At 57.0% G+C, this 19,106-nt stretch carries 13 protein-coding genes; 6 read left to right on the top strand and 7 right to left on the bottom strand.

Going from position 1 to position 19,106, the window contains the following annotated elements; all coding sequences use genetic code 11:
• Positions 1–39: 39 nt before the first annotated feature.
• The 4 genes from LBR61_00245 to LBR61_00230 form a co-directional block, all read right to left on the bottom strand.
• Complete coding sequence (locus LBR61_00245) at positions 40–1,782, bottom strand: DUF4153 domain-containing protein (protein ID MDR1730501.1); 1,743 nt, start codon at positions 1,780–1,782, stop codon at positions 40–42.
• Positions 1,769–2,569, bottom strand: a complete 801-nt coding sequence (locus tag LBR61_00240; protein ID MDR1730500.1) for a DUF2993 domain-containing protein — start codon at positions 2,567–2,569, stop codon at positions 1,769–1,771. Before LBR61_00240 ends, LBR61_00245 begins: the two co-directional genes overlap by 14 nt.
• A gap of 235 nt (positions 2,570–2,804) precedes the next feature.
• Positions 2,805–6,395 carry a pyruvate:ferredoxin (flavodoxin) oxidoreductase gene (nifJ, locus tag LBR61_00235; protein MDR1730499.1) on the bottom strand — a complete coding sequence of 1,197 codons (3,591 nt, stop codon included), beginning with the start codon at positions 6,393–6,395 and terminating at the stop codon, positions 2,805–2,807.
• Between the two features lie 232 nt (positions 6,396–6,627).
• The gene (locus LBR61_00230) at positions 6,628–7,749 is read right to left on the bottom strand and encodes a metallophosphoesterase (protein MDR1730498.1); all 1,122 of its coding nucleotides are present in this window, start codon (positions 7,747–7,749) and stop codon (positions 6,628–6,630) included.
• Positions 7,750–7,899: 150 nt separating this feature from the next.
• On the opposite strand from LBR61_00230, the gene LBR61_00225 reads away from it, so the two are divergent.
• Both LBR61_00225 and LBR61_00220 read left to right on the top strand, forming a co-directional pair.
• On the top strand, positions 7,900–9,519 hold the full coding sequence (locus tag LBR61_00225) for a hypothetical protein (GenBank protein ID MDR1730497.1): 1,620 nt from the start codon (positions 7,900–7,902) through the stop codon (positions 9,517–9,519).
• A gap of 293 nt (positions 9,520–9,812) precedes the next feature.
• Positions 9,813–11,426 carry an AAA-like domain-containing protein gene (locus LBR61_00220; protein MDR1730496.1) on the top strand — a complete coding sequence of 538 codons (1,614 nt, stop codon included), beginning with the start codon at positions 9,813–9,815 and terminating at the stop codon, positions 11,424–11,426.
• Positions 11,427–11,494: 68 nt separating this feature from the next.
• Here LBR61_00220 and LBR61_00215 read toward each other — a convergent pair whose 3' ends face one another.
• Positions 11,495–12,397, bottom strand: a complete 903-nt coding sequence (locus tag LBR61_00215; protein ID MDR1730495.1) for a peptidylprolyl isomerase — start codon at positions 12,395–12,397, stop codon at positions 11,495–11,497.
• A 277-nt stretch (positions 12,398–12,674) separates the two neighbouring features.
• On the opposite strand from LBR61_00215, the gene LBR61_00210 reads away from it, so the two are divergent.
• The 4 genes from LBR61_00210 to LBR61_00195 all read left to right on the top strand — a co-directional run bounded on the left by LBR61_00210 (position 12,675) and on the right by LBR61_00195 (position 16,704).
• On the top strand, positions 12,675–12,977 hold the full coding sequence (locus tag LBR61_00210) for a hypothetical protein (GenBank protein ID MDR1730494.1): 303 nt from the start codon (positions 12,675–12,677) through the stop codon (positions 12,975–12,977).
• A 3-nt stretch (positions 12,978–12,980) separates the two neighbouring features.
• On the top strand, positions 12,981–13,526 hold the full coding sequence (locus tag LBR61_00205; protein ID MDR1730493.1) for a CPBP family intramembrane metalloprotease: 546 nt from the start codon (positions 12,981–12,983) through the stop codon (positions 13,524–13,526).
• A 31-nt stretch (positions 13,527–13,557) separates the two neighbouring features.
• Positions 13,558–14,613 (top strand): hypothetical protein, encoded by a 1,056-nt coding sequence (locus LBR61_00200; GenBank protein ID MDR1730492.1) that lies wholly within the window; start codon positions 13,558–13,560, stop codon positions 14,611–14,613.
• Positions 14,614–14,934: 321 nt separating this feature from the next.
• Positions 14,935–16,704: a DEAD/DEAH box helicase gene (locus LBR61_00195; protein ID MDR1730491.1), complete on the top strand. Its 1,770-nt coding sequence runs from the start codon at positions 14,935–14,937 to the stop codon at positions 16,702–16,704.
• A 68-nt stretch (positions 16,705–16,772) separates the two neighbouring features.
• On the opposite strand, the gene LBR61_00190 is transcribed toward LBR61_00195, so the two are convergent.
• Complete coding sequence (locus LBR61_00190; protein MDR1730490.1) at positions 16,773–17,606, bottom strand: IclR family transcriptional regulator; 834 nt, start codon at positions 17,604–17,606, stop codon at positions 16,773–16,775.
• Between the two features lie 231 nt (positions 17,607–17,837).
• A partial coding sequence (locus LBR61_00185; protein ID MDR1730489.1) for a hypothetical protein occupies positions 17,838–19,106 on the bottom strand: 1,269 nt, incomplete at its 5' end.

Below are 19,106 nucleotides of genomic sequence, written 5' to 3'. Positions count from 1 at the left end.
TCCCCTCGTCAATTTTATTCTTCGCGTTTATTGAGCGCGTTATTGAGCGTAGAAAATTTGAAATCGTTGGCCGTTCAGTTCCACGTCCATAAATTCCGGCGTGACGGACCGAAAATCTTCCGAGGCCAGGGACGCGGGGCTGATGGACCCCTGAAGGGTCCCCACAAGCTGAAGGTCGTCGGAAACCACGTCGAACACCAGTCCCAGACCCGTCCGGATCATCAGAAGGCTTTCTTCATCGCTGTCGGTATGCAGTTTTTTAAATGAAAAAACGAGCTCTGACGCGTTTCGAACCTGATTCAGAGAGTACAGGCTCTCCTTCCCCCAGTTGTCCACCAGATTTTCCACGATTCCCTGGGGCAGGACGCGCCCTTCGGGATAAACCCGAGCCTGAGTCAGGATTTCTCTGCGGGCTCTTTCCGGGATAAGGCCGTTTTGTACGCTGTTCCAGTATTCTCTGGGACTCATGGCGACGGCTTCTTTCATGTGGCGGCGAATCAAATCCGCCTTTGGGGCGTCGTCGGCGTTTTTCAGGCGCTCCAGCGCGGCGGTTCCGTAACGGCCGAGGTTGAAGCGCAGATACTGAAAGTCGAACCCCGCGGGATCGGTCATTCCGGTGAGAAGGCGGTTGACCTGGCTGTTGGCGGACAGGCGGCAGGGATCCAGCAGCGGAGAGTTCATGGCGATGACCAGAAGGGTGAAAATCAGGGCGGCGGCGGTATTGACCCGTCCCATGGAGGAGGGCCACTGACGCAGCAGCACAAGTCCGGCGTAACCCAGCCCCCATATTCCGGCCACGACCACGAGAAACGCCGCGTGGATGCGGTCGACGCTCCACCCGTACTGCTGAACCCGTATCCCCAGGGAGTAGAGACAGAGCACCGTGTAGATCGGCAGGCAGAGCAGAGAAAGAGAGGAAATCGCTTCAATCGTCGAAGAAATAAGGGAGGAACCTCCGGCTGTCCTGCCGGAAAAGGGAGAACGGGTTCCGTCCAGCCATGCCGCGTTGGCCAAAAGCAGCGTCGCCACCTGCAGCGTCAGCATCAGCGTGCTGGCCTGTCCCGTCCCCAGAAGCGTCTTCAGCCCGGAGAAGGGGAGAGAAATCACAAAGACCAGAGACAGCAGGGAAAAAGGAGGCAGAAGCCAGGCCATAATCGAAAGGATCCACCGCCCCAGGGAATCTATTCCGGGGTGCTTCAGGGCGAGGGTGATGGAGAAGGCGACGGTGAGGCTGGTCAGGGGGAAGGCCACAATCGGATGAAAAACGAAGTGAGGAACGAAGTTGAGCCCGATAATTTCAAAAAGCCGCGAAGCGGTGAGAAGCAGGAGCCAGAAAACGACCATGACGATGGTCGACTGCAGCAGCAGGAAAACATTGCGGCAAAGCTGAAAAAATACCTCTGAATAGGGAACCCGCCAGCTCCACGTGGCGATCCGGCACTGAAAGAAGGGCAGGCACAAAAAAACGGCGATACAGGCTCTCATCAGGTTCAGATTTTGAGAGGGCAGGTAATAAAACTCTCCGTCCGCCGGAAAGACGGACCACAGCCAGTAAGCGTAGAAAAACAGAAGAACTCCCGTCAGAGCGCCCATAAAGCGCTTCAGACGCCTTCCCCAGTGCTCCTGCCCCAGCCAGAAGGTGAAGGGGACGATCATGACCACGTTGAGGGGAAGAGCCTGAAAAATTCCGGATGTGGTGTAGACGTACCCGCCCAGCAGAAGCCCCTGAAAAAGAGCGGAAAGCCCGACCCAGATATAGCGCACGCGATCAATGCTGTACATCGACTGTCCCCGCGCTGTAGTGATAGGTTATCCCGCCCTGCAAAACCTCCGGATGTCTGCGGGTGGAAAAAACGGCCTGTTGCTTCTGCAGTTCGACACTGTGCAGGCGCAGAGGCAGGGGGAAACGTCCAAGGTCGAGCAGAGGCTGAATCTGGCGTATCGCTTTTTGCGTGATAAAGTCCGGAACATCCATGGTGTTGACGCGGATTTTGTAGTTGTCCAGCCACAGTTCTCTGCCCTCCACGATTTTGAGGCTGCCCTCCACCTCAATGAGAATGTCCAGGGTGACAAAGAGAACTTTGGCCACGTAAATCCCCCGCGCCCGAATTCCATCGGGGGAAATACGCATGGAAATGTCCTTCCAGTGGTCGTCTTTTCCAAAGGTTTTGGACTCCAGCTTTTTGTTGACGTCGTCTTCCTTCAGCAGACAAATTGCGTGAATTTGCAGGGCCTGTCTGCACTCCACATTTCCGGCCGCCCACTCCGAAGGGGGGTTGAACTGAACGTCATTCATGCGGAACGTCAGCCGGTCCGTCCGTACCCCTCCGATCATTACGCCTTTCAAATCCATGTAGAGATCTCGAAAATGTCCGGTTTCATCGGGTTCTTCGTCAATCGCCAGAAAAAGGTCCTCCGGGGTGAAGCGGTTCACGTAGCAGGCCAGAAGATGGGCTGTGGGATCGGAAGCGTCTATTGTGCCCCTGAACTCGAAATCTGCTCCCAGAGCCGGCTGTGTGAACAGGATGGCCCACAGCAACAGTATCGGAACGCGGCATAAATTTTTCATCGATAAAAGACCTCCCACAGGGCGCGGCCTGTTTTTACGTCGGAAATAGCGCTGCTTTTTTTCATAAAATATACGACATTTCTGTCGTTTGCCTATTATATCAAATTGAGAACAAAGACCTGAATTTGGAATGGCTCAGTCGCCTCAAAAAATAAGGCCAGAAAAAAGGCCAGGGATACCCCCGGCCTTTTTCACTCAGAGTCGCTGTTTTCTCGGAGGAATGGCGCTTCTGTCCTTATGCCTTGATGGCTTCGGCCCCCATTTCGGCGAGAGCCTTATACGCGTTGTAGCGCTGACGGGCTTCTTTTTCCGCCTGATCGAAAAGCTGGTCGGCGATGTCCGGGAAGCTCTGCTTCAGCGAGGCGTAGCGCACTTCGCTCTCCAGGAACTCCTTAAAGCTGGCCTTGGGCTCTTTGGAATCCAGAGAGAAGGGGTTCTTTCCCTCGTCGATCAGGTCGGGGTTGTAGCGGTACAGGTGCCAGTATCCGGCCTCCACCGCCCTCTTGGACTGTTCCTGAGTCTTACCCATGCCCGCCTTGATGCCGTGGCTGATGCAGGGCGCGTAGGCGATGACGAGGGAGGGTCCCTTGTGGGCTTCGGCCTCGGACAGGGCCTTGAGAAGCTGGTTTTTGTCCGCTCCCATGGCCACCTGAGCCACGTAGACGTGACCGTAGGTCATGGCCATGCGCCCCAGGTCCTTTTTACGGACGCGTTTGCCGCTGGCCGCGAATTTGGCGATGGCCGCGGTGGGCGTGGACTTGGAGGACTGCCCGCCGGTGTTGGAGTACACTTCCGTGTCCAGAACGAGAACGTTGACGTCCTCCCCGCTGCCCAGCACGTGGTCCAGTCCGCCGTAACCGATGTCGTAGGCCCAGCCGTCTCCGCCGAAGATCCAGATGGATTTCTTGACGAGGTAGTCGTGGTATTTGCAGATTTGCGCATAGTGGGTCATGATCTCGTCGTCCATGCAGCAGTCGCAGTCGCAGGAGCAGACTTTTTCCAGCAGAGCCTCTACCTTCGCGGCGGATGCCCTGGACGCTTCTCCGTCCTTTCGGGTATCCAGCCATTCTTTGAGGACGGCCTTGTCCTCCTCCGGAATGTCCAGCTCCAAAAGGGCCTTCATTGCCGTAACGAGGTACTCCACCATGACGTTGATGGAGAGCTTCATTCCATAGCCGTATTCAGCGTTGTCCTCGAAGAGGGAATTCGCCCAGGCCGGGCCGTGTCCTTTGGCGTTGACGGTGTAGGGCATGCTTGGAGCCGAGGCTCCCCAGATGGAGGAGCAGCCCGTGGCGTTGGCGATCATCATGCGATCTCCGAAAAGCTGAGTGACCAGCTTGGCGTAGGGCGTTTCGCCGCAGCCGGCGCAGGCGCCGCTGAACTCCAGCAGGGGACGCTGGAACTGACTTCCCTGAACGGTGAATTTGCTCCCCGCGTTTTCCTTGTCGGAAACGTTTTCGATGGCGTAGCTCCAGTTGGAGATCTGAGCCGTCTGGGTGGCCAGAGGCTTCATTTCCAGCGCGTTCACCGGACAGATGTCCGCGCAGTTGTCGCAGCCCATGCAATCCAGGGTGTTCACCTGTATTCTGTACCTGTAGCCGGCCTCCTTCAGGTTCTTCGCTTTCGGCTCGACCGTTGCGAAATCCTCCGGGGCGTCCGCCTGCTCCGGGGCGTCCAGCAGGAAGGGGCGGATGGCGGCGTGAGGGCAGACCATGGAGCACTGGTTGCACTGAATGCACTTCTCCATCTTCCACTCGGGCACGTTGACGGCCACTCCGCGCTTCTCAAAAGCAGATGTCCCGGAGGGGAAGCGCCCGTCCTCGTAGCCGTTGGTGAAGGTGCTGACGGGAAGGTCGTCGCCTTCCTGACCGTTGATGGGGATGACCACGTCCTCGATGAAATCGGGAATTTCGGAGGGCAGGCCGACTCTCACCACCGCCTTGTCCGCCACCTCCGCCCACTCCGCCGGCACTTTGATCTCAATGAGGTTTTGGTGTCCGGCGTCCACGGCGGCGTTGTTCATTTTGACGATGTCTGCGCCTTTTTTGCCGTAGCTGTGCTCAATGGCGTCCTTCATGTACTGGACGGCCTGGTCCAGCGGAATGACTTTGGCCAGCCTGAAGAAAGCGGACTGCATGATGGTGTTGGTGCGGGTGCCCAGCCCCAGTTTCTCCGCCTCGTCGATGGCGTTGATGACGTAGAATTTGCACTCTTTTTGAGCCAGCGTCCGTTTGACTTTCGCGGGAAGCTGCTCCTCCAGCGCCTCCAGTGTGGTCCACTGGGTGTTCAGAAGGAAGGTCCCGCCTTTTTTGATTCCGGCCAGAACGTTGTACTGGTGGACGTACTCCTGTTTGTGACAGGCGATGAAGTTCGCCGAGTCGATGAGGTAGGTGGATTTGATGGGCGTTTTGCCGAAGCGCAGGTGGGACACCGTGATGCCTCCGGACTTCTTGGAGTCGTAGGCGAAATAGCCCTGGGCGTACATGTCCGTGTGGTCTCCGATGATCTTGATGGAGTTTTTGTTGGCTCCCACCGTTCCGTCGGACCCCAGTCCCCAGAACTTGCAGCAGACCGTCCCCTCCGGAGCGGCCTCAATGACCTCCTCCACGGGGAGGGAGGTGTCGCTGACGTCGTCGATGATACTGATGGTGAAGTGGTTGTGGGGCTCGTAGAGCTTCAGGTTGTCGAACACGGTTTTGAGGTGAGAAGGCGTGGTGTCCTTCGAACCGAGCCCGTAACGGCCTCCGACGATTCGGGGCGCCCTGTCTCCTTTTTCGAAGAAGAGGGTGCGGATGTCCTCGTAGAGGGGCTCTCCCAGAGCTCCCGGCTCCTTGCAGCGGTCGAGGACGGCGATGGCCTCCACCGTGGAGGGCAGAACGCGGAAGAAATACTTCGGCGAGAAGGGACGGTACAGATGAACCTCCACGACGCCGACTTTTTCGCCCCGGGCGTTCAGGTAGTCGACGGTCTCCTCCAGGGCCTGACAGACGGAGCCGATGGCCACCACAACCCGCGTCGCCTCGGGATGTCCGTAGTAGTTGAAGGGATGATACTCACGACCGGTGAGTTTTTTGATCTCCTGCATGTAATTTTCCACGATGTCGGGAATTTCGACGTAGAAGGGGGCCGCGGCCTCTTTCGCCTGGAAGAAGATGTCGGGGTTCTGAGCGGTTCCCTTCTGGAAGGGGTTTTCGGGACGCATGGAGCGTTCACGGAAGGCGTCGATGGCGTTGTAATCCACCAGTTTTGCCAGGTCCTCGTACTCCAGGACGTCGATTTTCTGCACTTCATGGGACGTACGGAACCCGTCGAAGAAGTTCACGAAGGGGATACTTGATTTGATCGTGCTCAGGTGGGAAACGGCGGAAAGGTCCATCGTCTCCTGAACGCTGCCGGCTGCCAGCATGGCGAAGCCCGTCATGCGCGTGGCCATGACGTCGCTGTGGTCCCCGAAAATGGAAAGCGCGTGACCCGCCACAGCTCGCGCCGAGACGTGAAAAACGCAGGGCATCAGCTCTCCGGCTATTTTATACATATTGGGGATCATCAGCAAAAGTCCCTGAGATGCGGTGAAAGTGGTCGCCAGAGACCCGGCGGAAAGCGCCCCGTGTACGGCTCCTGCCGCACCGCCTTCGGACTGGAGCTCTGTCACTCTGACCGGCTGGCCAAAAATGTTTTTAAGGCCGTGAGCGGCCCATTCGTCAACCATTTCCGGCATGGGTGACGACGGCGTGATCGGAAATATGGCCGCAACCTCCGTAAACGCGTAGGCAATGTGAGCGGCAGCCGTATTTCCGTCCATAGTCTTCCAATGTTTCTTAGCCATGAAAAAATACCCCCTCTGTAAAATTGTGTCGCGCCTTATTTTGCTGTATCGGGGTCCTCTGGGCAGAGTTCCCCGGACGCGACATTTGCGGCGAATTAAAATTTACTTCGTTCAAATACTCCCCAGAACGTCATTGTACACTACCAAACATAAAATTTCGTATAGTGTTAAATAAAAATGAAACCGAAAAAAATGAATCGCTCAACGGCCGCCTCCGGTTTCAACCGGATCTTCAGTGTATTTCCCCCGACGTTTTGGAGACAAAAGTAATCCTGCAGAGAAGGATTTCACTGTTTGTGACGGTTCGTGTCGGCATCACCCAGAGTCCCGCCCCCGAGGAGACGCAGATGAGGGTCTTTCCCTTTCGCAGAACGCCTGAGGAAATGCCGTACAGCCGTTTCATGACCAGGTTGAGAGGGAATACCTGCCCGCCGTGCGTGTGTCCCGAAAGCTGAAGATCGACCCCGCAGGCTTCGGCCTCCTCCAGGTCCCGGGGCGTGTGGTCGATGACGACCAGAGGCAGATCGGGCTGCCCCTGAAGCACCTGAGCCAGAGGAGCCCTGGAAATTCCGAAATGAATTCCCCTCGGATCGTTGCGTCCGGCGAGAATGAAAGCGCCGTCGACGATTCGGGCTTCGTCCCGCAGAACCGTCACCCCCGCGTCCCTCATCAGGGAGACGAAATCTTCCGCTCCCGCGTAGATGTCGTGGTTTCCCAGGACGGCGTATTTTCCCAGAGGCGCCCGGAGAGAGGCCAGAATCTCTTTCAGCCCGGCTCTGACGGCGCGGGAAAGGTTGCCGTCTGTAACGTCTCCGGCCAGGAGGATGATGTCCGGCCTGCATCCCTCGATCAGCGCCTTCAGACGCCGCAGGTAACGCCGCCCCGCCACGCCGCCGGCGTGGATGTCCATGGCCGCCGCCGCGCGCAGGGGAGGATGGGGACGGTCGGAGGGCAGCCGAACCTCCAGAGTTCGAACTCTGATTCTCTGGGCCCGGACGACGCCCCAGGCGATCCAGAGAAGCGCGCCGTTCAGGAGGATTGCCGCGTCCCGGGAGGAGGGAAGGGGCAGAAGTCCGGCGAAGGACGACAGCCTCCAGGCGTCCAGAATCAGAAACGCTCCGGACAGGTGGCACACGAAGGCGAGAGCGACTCCGCCCGCCGGCGTCAGAATGGGGACGTATTTTTTCCGAAGGAATCCCAGGGGCAGAGAGGCCCCGAAAAGAATCCACAGAGCAAAAATCTCGAAGGGACGCCGGTTTCCCAGAAGCAGCTCCGAGAGATGAAAACCGGTATAAAACAGCGCGGCCAGATAAGATGCCGTGAAGAGGATCATCGCTTTCTTATTGTAAAACATGTGCCGTCTCCGTCAAAATTCATCCCGCCTGTTGTAATATACTGCTAATATACCACTGTCGTTGGAGGGGAATAAAAATTGAAAGAGATACAGTTGAAAACAATGATAATGCAGTTGAAAGTACGATATTTGAAAGTACGATGGAAAAGAATGTTGGCTTTAATTTTAATCGCTTTGCTGCCGGTTGTTTGGGGATCGGTCCAGGGGGCGGACGCGGCCGTTTTCCAGGTCACCTCCGACGCGGACGGCGGCGTGGGGTCTCTGCGCGAAGCCATCGCGGCGGCAAACGTGAGCCATGAGCAGAATGTCGTCGAGTTCGCCTCGTCGGTGAAGGAAATCCAGCTCTTCAGCACGGTCACCATCACGGGGCAGGTCGTTATCAACGGCCACGGGGCCATCGTCAGGGGCTCCAGGGTCACCCGCCTGTTCTCCGTTTCCTCCGGGGGAAGCGCGGCCTTCGATTCTCTGACCTTTTCCGACGGCTATACCGCTTCCGAAAGCGGCGGAGCGGTGTATATCGACTCCACGGCGGGAGGAAAGGCCGATTTCGTGAACTGCACGTTTTTCGGCAACCGAGCGGGACGCGACGGAGGAGCCGTCTGCATTTACGGAGGAGGGGCCGAGATGACCACCTTCACCTTCTGCACCCTGACCGGGAACGAGGCGAATGGCAATGGGGGAGGCGTGGCCATTCTGGGAGGGACCGTGGTGTTCAACGCCTCCATTGTCACGGGAAACGGGAGCGTGGACATCTACAGCGAAGGCAGCGGCCTCGTGAGCAACTCGGGCCGGTTCAACGTCATCGGGCAGACCAACGCCGCCCCGTTTTTCGCCTCCAGTCGGGGAAATTTTCTTTCCGTATCGCCCTCGGACGTGTTCAAAACGCCCGGCAGCCTGACGGAAGTGGAGGGCGTGAATGTTGTCGAGCTTCTGAGCGCCACGAGCAATGTGGCTCTCGACGCGGTTTCCCGGGACGTCGCTGTGGCTATGAAACTGCCGGACGTGGACGAGCGGGGAGCGGCCCGTCCCCAGATGACCGCCGCGGACGCGGGCGCGTACGAACTGAGCCCCGTGGCTCTGACCGGTCTGGAGGTCAGGGGCGGAAGCTACATCCAGAGAGGAACCATTGAGCGGTACGATGTTTCTCTCAGGCCCGAAAACGTGACGCTCGACGTTCGCGGTTACGAAGACGGCATCGAATGGACGGTGATCAATCCCTCTTACGGAGAGGTGATTTCCGTGGATCGATACGGTCAGGTGACGGGGGTCTCCCTGGGAGATGCGACGGTTTGCGCCACCGCCCACGGATGGAACGCCGGAGGGGAATCCATCACGATCACGGCCACGAAAAGCGTCAGCGTCGGAGAAAATCCCCTGCCCGTTCCCACTGTGACGGTTTCCTTCGTCAGCCCGAAAACCACGATGGAACAGAGAAGCCGCCAGACCCTGAAACTTGCGCTGGAGGTGAATCCCTCCGATACGCCCTGCACGATTTCCTTCGTCTCGGATTATCCTTCCATCGCCTCTGTCGTTCAGTCGGAGGCGGGGAGTACGGCGACACTGGAGGCGAAGAACCTGGGGCAGACCGCCGTTCGGGTCCTGGTGACCGCCGTAAACAGCAAGGGAACGAGCCGCGGCGAGGACGTCTTTATTTTGACGGTGGAAGAGAGCAAACATTCGGGAGGAGGCGGCTGCAGCGCAGGATGGGGAATTCTCGCCCTTCTGCCGGCGGCGCTGGTTCTGCCGAAACGCGGCCGGACCCGAAGGTAAACGCCTGCGCGGAGTGACGGTCTCCTTTCCTCCTGATATTTTTTCTTCCTGATGTTTTGGAGCAAATTTTGAATAATTTTTGTTGGGGATATTTTTAAGCTGCGGACAGGAACGTCCGATAAGAAAAAAATGTGCAGGGCAGGCGATTCTCCGCCCTCCTGAGCCTGTTTGAAGGGGCGCCTGGAGGGGCGCCCTTTTTAAATTTTATTGCATATAAATTGAATATAAAATTCTTTTCTGACGATTATGTGACCATGACCAGTGTATAATGAAAAAATCTGGGGGGGTGCGTGATGAGTCGTTATTTCAATATTGCCGGGCCGAACAGGGAACGGGATAATTTTGGACTGGATCCTCTGAAACGCGTCGACTGCGAGGCGATAGAGAGCCTGATCGACCAGGGAAGATATATCATGGTGTGCTCCGCAAGACAGTCCGGAAAAACCACGTTTCTTCTGGCTTTGCAGAAAAGAATCAACAGTGATGGTAAATATCGTTGTTTTTACTGCAATATCGAGGCGGCTCAGCCTGCGGTCAACGACCTGGGAAGCGGCATCAGGCTCATTCTGAGTCGTCTGGCGGCTCAGGCGCAGATTGATTTCGAGGATACATGGCCCTACGAGAATTTTGTCTCTATTTTTGAGCATGTGGGACCCGACGGTGCTCTCACCGCTTTTTTCGAGCAGTGGCGCATGAGAGGAAACTCTTCGCTTCCCCTCGTTCTGCTGCTGGACGGAATCGACCTGCTGGAGGGAAAAACTCTGGTCTCCGTTCTGAGGCAGCTGCGTACGGGACAGATCAACGGGCCGAAGCACTTTCTCCAGTCGGTTCTCTACAGCGGTGTTCGCGACATTCGCGACGCGGACATTGATGTGGGAGAAAACAAGTCCTTGCTGGGACGATGCGGTTCCGACATCCGTGAAAAGGCCGTCATCCTCTATAATTTCACGCAAAACGAAATCAAGGAACTTTGTGATCAATACACGGCGGAGACGGGGCAGGCGTTTCAGGAGAACGCCTATGTGCGTCTTTACGCCCTGACGGGAGGGCGTCCCTGGCTGGTCAACGCGATTTTGTGCGAGGCCATTTACGAGATGGGGTTCGGCAGAGATGTTGCCAGGACAATCACCTACGGCATGATCGAGGCGGCCAAGGACCATTTTATCGCCCGACAGGACGCCTATATGGATCAGCTTTCGGCAAAACTTGGAAATTCCAGCGTGCGCACGACGCTTTTCCCCATTTTGTCCGGAGGCGCCTGGAAGCGCCGCCCCCCTCAGGGCGACCTGGATTATCTGGAGGATTTGGAGCTGATCCGCCGGTCTCCCACGGGATGGGGTATTCCCAGCGCCATCTATCGGGAGATTATTCCGATGGTTCTGGGCAGACCTCTGAAGGAGGAGCTGTCCCACCTGGTGGATCGTTCCCAGTTCATCAAACCGGACGGCAGGCTTGATTTTCGCGCGATTATCGAACTCTACCAGAAACTCTACTGCGAAAACTTTCTGACCTGGGGGCGCCGGTACGATCTGGAGGGCGTCCTGGCTCAGATGTTGCTGTTCGCCTTTTTGCACTACATTCTGGGCGACCGGGGACGAATGGAATGCGATTACGCCCTGGGTACGGGACGGGTGGACATCAGCGTGGGATGGGGCTACAGCCTTGCCAGCGGAGAGCGGCGGGAAGAGCGATGCATCATCGAACTTCGGCTTTACGACAGCACCAAGTCCCACGAAACCATGATTCTTCAGGGGCTTGCGCAGACCACGGCCTACGCTCAGCCGCGCCGGGCGCAGGATATTTTCATGATCGTGCTGGACGAGGACGACAGCAAAACCTGGTATGACCGCCTGTTCAGGGAAGAACACGTCCACAACGGAGTCGCGGTCCACGTTTACGGTCTGTAATAAAATCTGATAAAAATATAAAAAATAAAAATCCGGCGGAAGCGTGTCCCGCCGGATTTTTTATCTGTTTATTTTCCGCCCGGGGCGTCGCCTGAGACGGGCTGGGAAATTTCTACCCTGTATTCCTTTTTCAGCTCCGCCAGGACCTCCTGATATTTTTTCGCCCTCTTTTCGTTGAGCAGATACTGGGCAATTTGGGGTTTGACGTTGTCATAAGCGAGGGTGGAGGCGGGTTTCCTTTCTTCCATACGAATGAGATGCCATCCGAAGGACGTCTTTACGGGCTCGGACAGGTCTCCGGGGTTCTGGAGAGCGAAGGCCGCCGTCTCAAATTCGGGAACCATCTGTCCCTGGGAGAAAAATCCGAGGTCGCCGCCCTGAGGCGCGGAAGGACAAATGGAACGGTCCATGGCCAGCACGTCGAAGGAAACGCCCTCCGACAGTTTGGCCTGGATGTCTTTGATGGTGTCCGCGCTGGTCACGTCGTCGCTGACGAGAATATGGCGGACGTGAATCTGCTCCGGCGTCGTAAACTGAGTCGGATTGTCGTCGTAAAACTTTTTGATCTCGTCCTCCGAGACGGCGACTCCCTGCAGGATCTTTTCGATGGCGGCTCTGGCGATGGTCTGATTGGTCAGCGAGGTTATGGTGCTCATAACGGCCGGCGTCTTGTCGATACCCATCTTTTTCCCGGAAAGGGTGAAAAGATTGGCTGCGATAAGTTCCTCCAGGATGGCCTGTCTGCCCTGGGGGTTGTCATAGGTTGCGGCCTGAGGCCCCGCCATCAGAAGAATCTGATCGACGTCTTTTTCCCGGATGGCCTCTCCCTCAACGGTGGCCAGGATTCTTTCCGGGTCTTTCTGAGGAGCCGCCGGAGCTGCCGTCTGCTCCGCGGCAATGGCCGTCACCACTGCGGAAGCCGTCACTGCCAATATGCCTGCTGCAATCAGGTACAAAAAACTCTTCTTCACGATATTCAATTCCTCCCGACAAAATAAAAATCTCCTGCTCATGAAAACGAGAAGTTCGCGCTGGTGGAAAATTTATCTTTGTGTTTCCCCACTTTCAATTTACAACCCGAGTATAGTATTCTAACACAATTTCCACAAAAGGGCGCGTTTCGCGGATTTTTCCGGATTTTTCAAGAGGATTGCCTTCTTCCGTCTCAATGATTTTCTTTTTTTATGGAGCTTTTTTTTCGCGCCTGTATAATATAAGAATAAACGCGGGACTTTTGGCGGATTGCAGATGTTCCCGGGACAGGGTGGAGAAAACGTGCGTTACCTCAATACGTATATTTTTTTGGGACTGGCTGTCTGGATTTTTGGATTTGCTCTGATGGTGGCGGGATGGCTGGTGGATGTTATTTTCGAAGGTTACGGAACCATACCGGCAAAGGTGCTTTACAAAACGGGCGCTCTCATCGTAGGGGTTCCTGTGATTTATCTTCTGTGGAAGATATCGGGGCTGATTTACATGTATCGTCTGGATATCGTTTTGTTTCTGAGGGATGTGATCGAAGAAATCACGGTTCTCGTGAGGGCGCTGTAGAAGATGGCCGTTTCGTTCAGGAATCTGCTGATTGGATTCGTCGTCGCCGCTTTCATGCTTTATTTTCCTTCCTGGTGGTGCCGGCGCAGGCGCGAGTCCGAGGAGAGTTACGGTCTTCGGTGGTTTATGGGTCCCGGAGCCTGGAAAGAAACGATCGCCATGACCCTGCTGACGCTGATTCCTCTGACGTTCGTCTCTCTGCGCTGGCCTTCGGAGTGGGGGGGGCCGGGTCCCTTCCATCCCTCGTTTTGGAGGGCGCTGGATTTGATGGGAGGAGGGCTGGCGGCCGCTTTTATCGAAGAGACCTTTTACAGGGGGTGGCTGCAGACCCTCGCTGTGCGTCGCTGGGGTCCCTGGGTCGCCATTCCCCTGGTGTCGCTGCTGTTCGCGCTTTCTCACCTCTTTGTGTCCCAGAGGCTGCTTCGGGTGGCGACGTTCTTTCCGGGATTGGTCATGGGAGCCCTGCGGTACCGGCACCGGTCCGTCCTGCCCTCGATTTTCTACCACGCCCTCTGCAACCTGTGGGCTGTCTGGTGGTCTCCGATTTAGTGAGTAAAGAAAGATTTCGAAGGGAAGAAAAATGAAGACAATACTGAGGACAGCGGGAGTTTTTTTTATCCTGTGTTTTATGGCGTTTCCGGCCCGGGGGGAGGATTCCTTGCTCTTGCGCATTCCCTTCGAGCGGGGGAAAATGGCTTTCGCGACGTTTCCGGACGGCTCGCTGGCGGAACTGGGCGCCGTTCAGGCGCTGCCCTCGAAGACCAACTGGCCGGCTTATACCGCCAGCCGGTGGGGGACGCCGGGGACGGTCTGCGCGTCGGCGGTGAACGCGATTCACATTCTGGTGGACGTGGAGGAGGGCAGAGGGCGTATTTTCAGTCTGGTTCCCGTCGTCACGGTTGCCCCCGCCGCCCCGGAGGGCGCTTTTTTTTCGATCCAGTCCCCTGCGGGAACGGGGCTTTTTGGAGGTTTCGCCCCTCTTACGGGCTCGAAGGTTTTTATCGAGACGGCCCAGGGGCGGGAGCCCATGAAACGCCTTCCCCGGGAGGGAGAGACGCTGCTAATTGAGTCGGCTCTTCCGGAACGCCCGTTCGTATGGATGATAGATTTTGAAAATCGTCCCGGCGGACGCGTCATCGCCTGGACAAAAAACGGCCCTGAAACGGCGGCTCGGGTCGTTCATCCCGTGACCGGCGTCGGGCGTTTTGGCGGGACGGAATTTCAGTCGGTGGGGCGTATTCGGGCCTCTCACGCGGGAGTGATCGACGTGGCGACGTCCTTCCGGGGACAGGTGGGCGGCATTCAGATCATGCCCCTGCAGCATGCCCTGACCTCGCGAGAAATGGAGGGCGCCTGGTCGATGACTCAGTGGATGATCGTGGCGCCGCTGCCGGGCCGGCCCCCTCTGGAGGGGACCTTTCCGCTTTTCAGGGGAAACCTGGTTCCCGGGACGCAGCTCGACGACAAACTGACGAGCATCTGGAGCGACTGGGGGAGGAAGCCCCTGATCCTGGGGCGCTTTGACGGCGGCCCCTGGCGGAGACTCCCCGCGGTTTCGGGCAGAGTGGACGACGCTCTTCGCACTTTGACGCACCTGCGAATCTATTGTCCTTTCTGGAATGAACCCCTGCCCTGAGAGAAGTCGGAAAATTGTTTGTTGAATATTCAGTAATACTATTGATATAAAATCTGAATACTTAGATGTTGACAGTCATAACAGTTAGTGGATAATGGAGTATGCCAGCAGGTGAGTCCGTGGAAGGGTGACCGTGTGGTCACCTTTTTTATGTGGAACCATAAAATTTTGGAGGAATAATACCCAAAAGCATGAAAAAAGCAACGACCGGACTTAAAACTGCCGGAGGTGAAAAATCTTACTAATAAGGAGACTGGTACTGGAAACATGTTATATGCTGCTGAGGTGGAGTCAGGAATTTCTGCGGAAACAAAAAATGTTGTGAAAAAAGATGCTGAGGTCGAAAAAGCTGAAATGGAGGAGACGAATACCTTCGAGCAGTATGGCGTGAGAGAAGAACTGCTCAAAGCCATCGCCCAAAAGGGTTTTACGTCGCCTACGCCCGTTCAGCGCAGAGTGTTGGAGACGAACTGCAGAGAAAGCGATCTTATCGTACGGGCAAAAACGGGCTCGGGAAAAACCCTGGCCTTTTTGCTTCCTCTTTTGCAAAATATGAAAAAGGGAGAACGTTCCTCTCGGATTCTGGTGCTTTCCCCCACCCGGGAACTGGCGCAGCAAAGCGCCCAGGAGGCGGAGTGGCTGGTGCGGTTTATGAACCTCTCCGTGACCACTCTGGTGGGAGGGATGGAAATGTCCCCCCAGCTCCGGTCGCTGCGGGACGGGCCGGCCATTGTGGTCGGGACGCCGGGCAGGACTCTGGACCACGTGGAACGGGGCAGCCTGAAAACGGAAAACATCGGCTATGTCGTGCTGGACGAAGGGGACCAGATGTTGGATATGGGGTTCCGGGACGAGCTGGAGGGAATTTTGAACGCTCTTCCGGCGGAGCGGAGAACCTGGCTTTTTTCCGCCACGATGCCGCCGGAGGTTCGGGAGCTGTCGAAGCGGTACCTGGACAATCCTCAGACCATTTCGCTGGTTCAGGATGGCGCTCAGCACGAGGATATTGTGCATCGGGTCTATATGATTCCCTCCCGCCGCCGTTTCGAGGGTCTTGTCAACGTACTCCTCTGGGAGCGTCCGGGGCGCAGCCTGATATTCTGTCATACCCGGCTGGAATCCATCGAGATCGCTCAGCGCCTTCAGGACGAGGGATTCAGCGCGGCGGCGCTGCACGGAGATATGACCCAGCGCGAACGCAACGCGGTTCTGGCCTCCTTCAGGTCGGGGTCCATGCCTCACCTGGTGGCGACGAACGTTGCGGCCCGGGGACTGGACGTGGAAGGCGTGACCCATGTCATTCAGATTGGGCTTCCCGACGACCGGGAGACCTTCGTTCACCGCAGCGGGCGGACCGGTCGGGCGGGACACGAGGGAACGGACCTGATTCTTCTTTCTCCCCTGGAGGTCGGACGCTTCAAAATGATGCTGCGCTCCACTCAGATGAAAGTGGAGTGGAAGGACGTCCCCACCCTCGACCTGATTCGGACGGTTCAGCGGGAAGTCGCGGAGGAAAAACTTCTGACGGCTCAACTTGACGAAAAAAGTCACGCCTCCTGTCTGGAGTGGGCTTCCGACCTGCTGGAACGGGCCGACGCGAAACTTCTCGTGGCGAAACTTCTGGCGGCTCTGAACGCGCGTACTCCGACGGGCTACAGCCTGAACGCGGACCTGGATCGCGAGAGGGAGCGCCGGCAGCGCACACGGGCCGACCATCGAACGGAAGGCTCCGGAGACCGGCGTTTGAGCGGTTCTTCCCGTCCGAGGGGGACCATGACGCGTCTGCGCAGCAGTCACACCTCCACCTCCTCCAAAGACGTGGGGCGCATTCTGAACGCCCTGTGTTCCGCGCTGAAGGTGGAGCGCGGCGAGGTGGGAGCCATTCGCCTGAAGGACGACTGCGTGATGGTGGAACTGCTGCCGCTGGCTTTGGCGCGGCTGGAACAGGGCAGGGCCGGACTGGCGCGATGGGGGCTTTATCCGGAAGATGAGCAGGTGCGCTACATCAGGGCCCGCTCCTCGCAGGATCATTCCTCCGGCGGCAGAGAACGATACACCAGAAACAAAAGGGACAACGCTTACCACGACTAACCCGAAATAAAGAATAATAAATAATACCAGTGAGGGAGAAAGAGCCTGGAGCTTCGGGTAAAGCGGCTTCAGGCTTTTTGCTGTTCCGGAGTTTCCGGCGGAGGCGTTCGTTTCCAGCCCATGCGGAAGGATATTTGCTCCGCCGCGTCCAGGAGCATCGGCAGATGTGAAAAAATATGCTTATCCGTCATGCGCACCACCGGACCGCTGACGCTGATGGCCGCTTTGATTCTGCCGGTATAGTCCCGTACCGGCGCGGCAATGCACCGTGCCCCTTCTTCGCATTCCTCGTTATCGAAGGCGTATCCGGTTTTTTTTATGCGCTCCAGTTCCGCCTTCAGCTCCTCCGGGTCGGTTATCGTGTATTCCGTATATTTTGTCAGCCCTTTCAGCGCGATCAGTCGATCCAGCGCCGTCGGGGAATAGTCGGTGAGAAACAGCTTTCCCACGCCCGTGCAGTACAGGGGGGCCACATTTCCGATGCGCTGGGTGCTCATCAGCATTTTGTTCGGCCCTTTTTCCACCTCGATATAAATGACGGTCATGTCGCTCTCCACCGCAAGGTTGCAGGATTCGGAAAATATTTGGGTGACGTTGCGAAGAAAGGGGCGGGCGACGCTGCGAATGTCGAAGAAGGAATTGACGTTCTGGGCCAGAGCGCACAGTTTGAACGTCAGATAATAGCGTCCCGTGGACGCTTCCTGCTCCACGTATTTTCGCCGCTGCAGGGCGTTCAGAAAGCGCAGCGCCGTGCTGGCGTTCATGCCGCATATCCGCGCCAGATCCTGCAGACGCAGAGGCTCCGGTTGCTCCGTCATGATTTCCAGCAGGTTCAACAATTTATCGGACGATTGATTGATATGCGTCGGAGCCAGGTTTTTCTCCAGGTCTTTCACGGACATAATCTCCATTCTTCCCTGACAATCTTCCCCGGCAATCCATTCCGCGTCGGAAATTCGGAAATGTGGAAAGATCCCGGACAATGTTTTAACATTTTGTCTTTGGGGTTTCATCTCTATTATATATTTTATAGTAAATTGCGTAATACGATTCTAAAAAACCGCCGGCCAGGCCGACGGTTCAGATTTTTCCATGTTATTTTCCCTTCAATTTTTTTCTGGCATTTTTTTCTGTCATTTTTTCTTTTCTGTCAGCAGCGGCGCCAACGCCGCCAGGCCCAGGAAAAATCCCGTTCCTGTCGTGCATCCGCCGCCGCCGCCTTTTTTGTCGTTTTTACTGTTTCTGTCGTTTCCGTCGGAGGCGTCGTCGTACACGGAGCCCCCGACGCCGATGGTGAAACAGGTCGCGGGCGGGTTCAGGTTCTGTACGTACTCTCTGCCGTCCGCCAGGCCCCACTCGATCAGGGATATGCTGAGGTTTTGGAGGTCACTCAGGGTCTGCGCCGTCCCCGTTATCCGCAGCACCGGCACTCCGTCGGCGCTCGTGGTCGTCACCAGTGTCACGCAGGAATAGCTCCCTCCCAGAGAGGCGTAAATGTAAGCCGGTCCGTCTGGGAACACGCCCCCCGCCAGCGGCGCTTCCACCGTGAACGAATACGTCCCGTCGGCGTTCTGTGACTGGCTGAGACTCCAACGGGCCGGGTCAGGGTCCACCAGAGTTCCGTTCAGAACTGGCAGGTCCCGTACATCAAGCCTCACCGGGTACGTGGTTTCGTTCTTTCCGTCCGCCGAAGTCACCGTGTAGAGCACGGCCTGACCTCCGGAGAAGTCCCGGATCTCTCCCCCTCCCGGCGAAACCGACGCCCCCGCGTCGGGCAGGATGAAGGTCAGTCCCACTCTGAACAAATCCGTCCCGGCGGGCGCGGTGATGAGCCATGTCCCGTCGCCCTGGCGGATCATGTAGCCCTCGGAGATCATCGTCCCGGCGTTGTTGGTGAGCCTCACCAGCCCGCAGGTGACGTCCGTGGAGGACCTGTCGGGCCCCGACGGAGAGGGAGACGGGGATGGGGAAGGGGAAGAGGAAGGGGAGTTTCCGTCCCCGATGACGGTCCCCCGGTCGTTGAAGACGCCGCCGTCCGCGACGTCGATGTTCCCGTTGGTGTCGTCGAGGGTTCCGCCCGTGTTGTTGTTGAAGACGCCGCCGTCATTGACCCTGATTGTGCCGTCGTTAATCAGGCTTCCGTCGTTGTCGAAAACTCCTCCGTCGGTCACCTTGATGATCCCGCCGGGTTTGTTGTTGACGGTCCCGTCGGATTCGTTGTGGAAATGCCCGTCCACCAGGATGGTCCCGTCGTTGTTGAGGGTTCCGTGGTTGTCCAGCGTCCCGCCGTCGGTGATGTGGATGAGAGCGCCCGTGTTGTTGTTGACGGTTCCGTCGGGCTGGTTGGTGAAGAGCCCGTCGATGAGGATGGTTCCGTCGTTGTTGATGGTTCCGTAGTTGTC

The organism is Synergistaceae bacterium, assembly GCA_031272035.1.
GTDB lineage: Bacteria > Synergistota > Synergistia > Synergistales > Aminobacteriaceae > JAISSA01.
This window is presented reverse-complemented; position numbering and strand designations above follow the sequence as displayed.

Coding starts and splice junctions, on each gene's coding strand:
- LBR61_00245 (MDR1730501.1), bottom strand. CDS start 1,782: ATGTACAGCATTGATCGCGTGCGCTATATCTGGGTCGGGCTTTCCGCT.
- LBR61_00240 (MDR1730500.1), bottom strand. CDS start 2,569: ATGAAAAATTTATGCCGCGTTCCGATACTGTTGCTGTGGGCCATCCTG.
- nifJ (MDR1730499.1), bottom strand. CDS start 6,395: ATGGCTAAGAAACATTGGAAGACTATGGACGGAAATACGGCTGCCGCT.
- LBR61_00230 (MDR1730498.1), bottom strand. CDS start 7,749: ATGTTTTACAATAAGAAAGCGATGATCCTCTTCACGGCATCTTATCTG.
- LBR61_00225 (MDR1730497.1), top strand. CDS start 7,900: ATGTTGGCTTTAATTTTAATCGCTTTGCTGCCGGTTGTTTGGGGATCG.
- LBR61_00220 (MDR1730496.1), top strand. CDS start 9,813: ATGAGTCGTTATTTCAATATTGCCGGGCCGAACAGGGAACGGGATAAT.
- LBR61_00210 (MDR1730494.1), top strand. CDS start 12,675: ATGTTCCCGGGACAGGGTGGAGAAAACGTGCGTTACCTCAATACGTAT.
- LBR61_00205 (MDR1730493.1), top strand. CDS start 12,981: ATGGCCGTTTCGTTCAGGAATCTGCTGATTGGATTCGTCGTCGCCGCT.
- LBR61_00200 (MDR1730492.1), top strand. CDS start 13,558: ATGAAGACAATACTGAGGACAGCGGGAGTTTTTTTTATCCTGTGTTTT.
- LBR61_00190 (MDR1730490.1), bottom strand. CDS start 17,606: ATGTCCGTGAAAGACCTGGAGAAAAACCTGGCTCCGACGCATATCAAT.